The 3,361-nt window shown below is 44.1% G+C and carries 5 protein-coding genes, 1 tRNA gene and 1 pseudogene; 2 read left to right on the forward strand and 5 right to left on the reverse strand.

Features of this window, described 5'->3' with window-relative positions:
* The 3 genes and pseudogenes from Q0438_RS00570 to rplU form a co-directional block, all read right to left on the reverse strand.
* Window positions 1-331, reverse strand: a pseudogene (locus Q0438_RS00570) (GTPase ObgE); the annotation flags it as partial.
* A gap of 109 nt (window positions 332-440) precedes the next feature.
* A complete protein-coding gene (gene rpmA, locus Q0438_RS00575; protein WP_291938329.1) occupies window positions 441-698 on the reverse strand; it encodes a 50S ribosomal protein L27 in 258 nt (85 codons plus the stop codon).
* Window positions 699-708: 10 nt separating this feature from the next.
* The gene (gene rplU / locus Q0438_RS00580; protein WP_299186136.1) at window positions 709-1,017 is read right to left on the reverse strand and encodes a 50S ribosomal protein L21; all 309 of its coding nucleotides are present in this window, start codon (window positions 1,015-1,017) and stop codon (window positions 709-711) included.
* Window positions 1,018-1,238: 221 nt separating this feature from the next.
* Between rplU and Q0438_RS00585 the strand changes: the two genes are divergently transcribed.
* Both Q0438_RS00585 and Q0438_RS00590 read left to right on the forward strand, forming a co-directional pair.
* Window positions 1,239-1,664 (forward strand): hypothetical protein, encoded by a 426-nt coding sequence (locus Q0438_RS00585; protein ID WP_299186138.1) that lies wholly within the window; start codon window positions 1,239-1,241, stop codon window positions 1,662-1,664.
* Window positions 1,665-1,822: 158 nt separating this feature from the next.
* Window positions 1,823-2,284, forward strand: coding sequence for a DUF411 domain-containing protein (locus Q0438_RS00590; protein ID WP_299186141.1), 462 nt, complete (start codon window positions 1,823-1,825; stop codon window positions 2,282-2,284).
* 169 nt (window positions 2,285-2,453) lie between these two features.
* Here Q0438_RS00590 and Q0438_RS00595 read toward each other — a convergent pair.
* Window positions 2,454-2,527 (reverse strand) — tRNA-Gln (locus Q0438_RS00595).
* A 513-nt stretch (window positions 2,528-3,040) separates the two neighbouring features.
* A partial coding sequence (locus Q0438_RS00600; RefSeq protein WP_299186143.1) for an HAD hydrolase-like protein occupies window positions 3,041-3,361 on the reverse strand: 321 nt, incomplete at its 5' end.

A 3,361-nucleotide genomic window follows, 5' to 3' on the forward strand; every position in this document is an offset into this window, starting at 1 on the left:
CGTCGTTTAGCATATCAAGCACCAGCTCGCCGCTATCCTCGTCGTAAACGCTGGTGCCGGGAGGGACGATGAGATAGAGATCCTCGCCGCTTTTGCCCGTCTTTTTGCGACCCTCGCCGGGCGCGCCGTTTTGCGCCTTAAACTCCCGCTTGCCCTTGTAGGATGAGAGGGTGTGGGAGTTTTTATCGACTCTGAAATACACGTCGCCGCCGTCGCCGCCGTCGCCGCCGTCGGGACCGCCTAGGATGACGAATTTTTCTCGGCGGAAGCTGACGCAACCCGCGCCACCGTCCCCTGATTTGACACTAAATTTTACGCTGTCTATGAACATAGCTATCCTTAAATTTAAAACGGCAATTATAGCCAAATGAGTTGAAGATAATTTTTAAACGGATGAAATTTTAAAAGAGGGGCTTGCGCCCCCGAAGATTTAGCGGTAATTACGCGGCCGGGTAAACCGATACTTTTTTGCGGTTTTTATCTTTTCGCTCAAATTTTACGACGCCGTCAATCAGCGCGAAAATCGTGTGATCGCTGCCCATGCCTACGTTGCAGCCCGGGTGCGTCGCGGTGCCGCGCTGGCGGATGATGATGTTGCCCGCGCGAACGAACTCGCCGCCGAATTTTTTGACGCCCAAGCGGCGTCCGATACTATCTCTATTATTTTGGGTTGAGCCTTGACCTTTTTTGTGTGCCATTTCCTATCCTTTATGCGTTGATCGAAAGAACTTTGACGCGGGTGTATTGGCGTCTGAAGCCGCGTTTTACTTTTGAATCTTTGCGTCTGCGTTTTTTGAAAATAACGACTTTTTTATCCTTGCCTTCGCAAACGACCTCTAAAACCACCTTGGCACCCTTTACAAACGGTGCTCCTACCTTTAACTCGCCGTCGTTTAGCGCTAAAACTTCGCTAAGCTCGAGCTTTGCTTTCGGCTCAGCATTAAAATGGTCTAAATTTAGGTAGTTACCCTCTTCGACCTTATACTGCTTGCCGCCGTGTTTGATGATAGCATACATCAAAAATCCTTTAAAATTTGGTAGCCAAAAAGGCATTTGCCGTGCAAAATTTAAAAGCCCGTTTGGTATGAAAGGTTGCAATATTATCTCAAATTTTATAAATTCCTACTGAAACGCCTCGTAAAATTCCTGCGAAATTTCAAATTTAAAGGGCGCGAATTAATTTTAAACTAAAGATAGATGTGCTACTATCGCAACAATTTATTGAAGGAGAAATTCTTATGAAAAATTTAACGGTCGCGCTCGTAGCAGCCTTGTTTCTGCTCGGTTGCTCCAACTGGAATATAGCTAATCAGCCAAGCGGAGCGCGCAATCAAGCAGGATCTCAAACCTCCAAACCGGGCCTAGGCGGAGTAAACGATAAAGTCCAAGAGGTTCCAAATAACGGAAGCGGCGAAATGATCGAGGGCGAAATACCTTCGACGACGATAGCCAATACCCCGAAAGATAGGAGCGATGCATTTCACATCAACCAAGTGATCTCGGCGTGGAATAAACAGCCCGACTCCATCAAAACCGCCGCAGACAACGGCAATATCTATACTTGGAAAAATTATAAACCCGGCTGCGACGTATCTCTAACCAGTGATTCGGAAGGCTACGTATCAAAATCCGCTATCAAATCAGCTCTTTCTCAGTGCCTATAATTAAGGCTTATCCGCAGCGTCGAAATTTAAAGTCTTTGTAAAATTTCGACTTGCGGATGAATATATCTCGTCAAGCATATTTAAGAATTTATCAAGCTACTCTTAAAAATTCACTATCCGTATTGTATAATCGAGCATTTCAACCAAAGGAGCGAAATATGAAGAAAATTTTATTTGCAGGTGCACTTTTAGCGGCGCTAGGTAGCTACGCTATAGCGGGCGAGCATATCAAGGTCTATCATGGCGAAAGCTGCGGTTGCTGCCATAACTGGGCAAAATATATGGAGCAAAACGGCTTTGAAGTAGAGATGATCTCACTAGCCGATGAATCGCTTATCCAGAAAAAAAATGATGTAAAGCTCCCGCTAGAACTCTCTAGCTGCCACACTGCGATCGTAGACGGCTATGTAATCGAGGGCCATATGCCGACAGGCGAAATTCTTGCGCTGCTAAAAAATAAGCCTAGCGATGTCATAGGCATAGCGGTGCCTGGCATGCCGCTAGAAGCGCCCGGTATGGAGCAAGGCTCACAGCCTGAGATCTACGACGTGGTAGCGTTCAAAAAAGACGGCTCATACAAAAGTATCGCTACATACAAAGGTAAAGAAAAAATCAAATAATTTGTCGCTTTAAAGCGACAAATCATCCTATAATCATCAAAATTTAATCGATTGACGGATTTGGCTTCGCCATTTTCTTTCTGACATTAGGCGTTTCGGTTTTATGCACAAACAGGCGCCTACTAAAACAATTTTAGGCTAGCTATAATAAATGGAGTTAAAATTTGAATGGATGGGCTAATAGGGGTCGAACCTATATTCACAAATCCAGAGTTTGTTGTCCTGCCATTAGACGATAGCCCATCGCGAAAGCGGCATTTTATACAATTTTGCTTTAAAAAATCATAAGAACGTGCGAAATTTTAGAATTTTGCGAAATTTTAGGTTTAAATTTACGGGCCACGCTGCAATAAGATCGCAAATTTAACTCGCTTAGGCAAATTTAAATTTCAAGCGGCCGGGCGAAACTAAAATATTTGAAATAAAATTTAAAATTCTTGCGCCAGCGCTTAAAATTTAAAATATTTATTTCTAAACGGGAGCGAAATTTCATAGATAGCTCGCTCACATCGCGCGCAGAACGCAACAAATAAGCCCGCTTAAAATAGATGTGAAATCGCTGCAGAGCCAACGCTACTTATCAACTAGCTACTAAGATAAAAATTTATAATTTAAATTTAGCTCAAGATTCTGCGCGCAAAGTTCTTTACTTCAGCTACGAGATAAAATTTTATTGTTTAAGCTTGGCGCAGATTGCGGTGCGGCAAAATATCAACGCCCGCTTTCAAAGCTCTAAATTTAGAAAATTTATGCCGCTCAAGCCCGCTTTAAAACTTCTCGTATGAGCCTTACGGCCTCTTTTGTATCTTCGCATACGAACTCGCAGCATGCCTCAAGCTCCGCGGCGCTGCCGTAGCCGCAGCACACACCGACGCTTCGCACCGCAGCGGATTTTGCCGCAATGGCGTCAAGCTGCGTATCTCCGATCATAAAAACTTCGCAAAAATCGCAAGCTTCGTCTAAATTTACGGCGCGAGCTTTACCGAAATTTTTACCAGAATTTTCATTTAAATTTCGCCTCAGAATTTCGCTGAAATTTTCGCCCGAAATTCCGCTGTAAATCCCTAAATTTTCGAG

The sequence above is a fragment of the uncultured Campylobacter sp. genome (assembly GCF_938030785.1).
Lineage (GTDB): Bacteria > Campylobacterota > Campylobacteria > Campylobacterales > Campylobacteraceae > Campylobacter_B.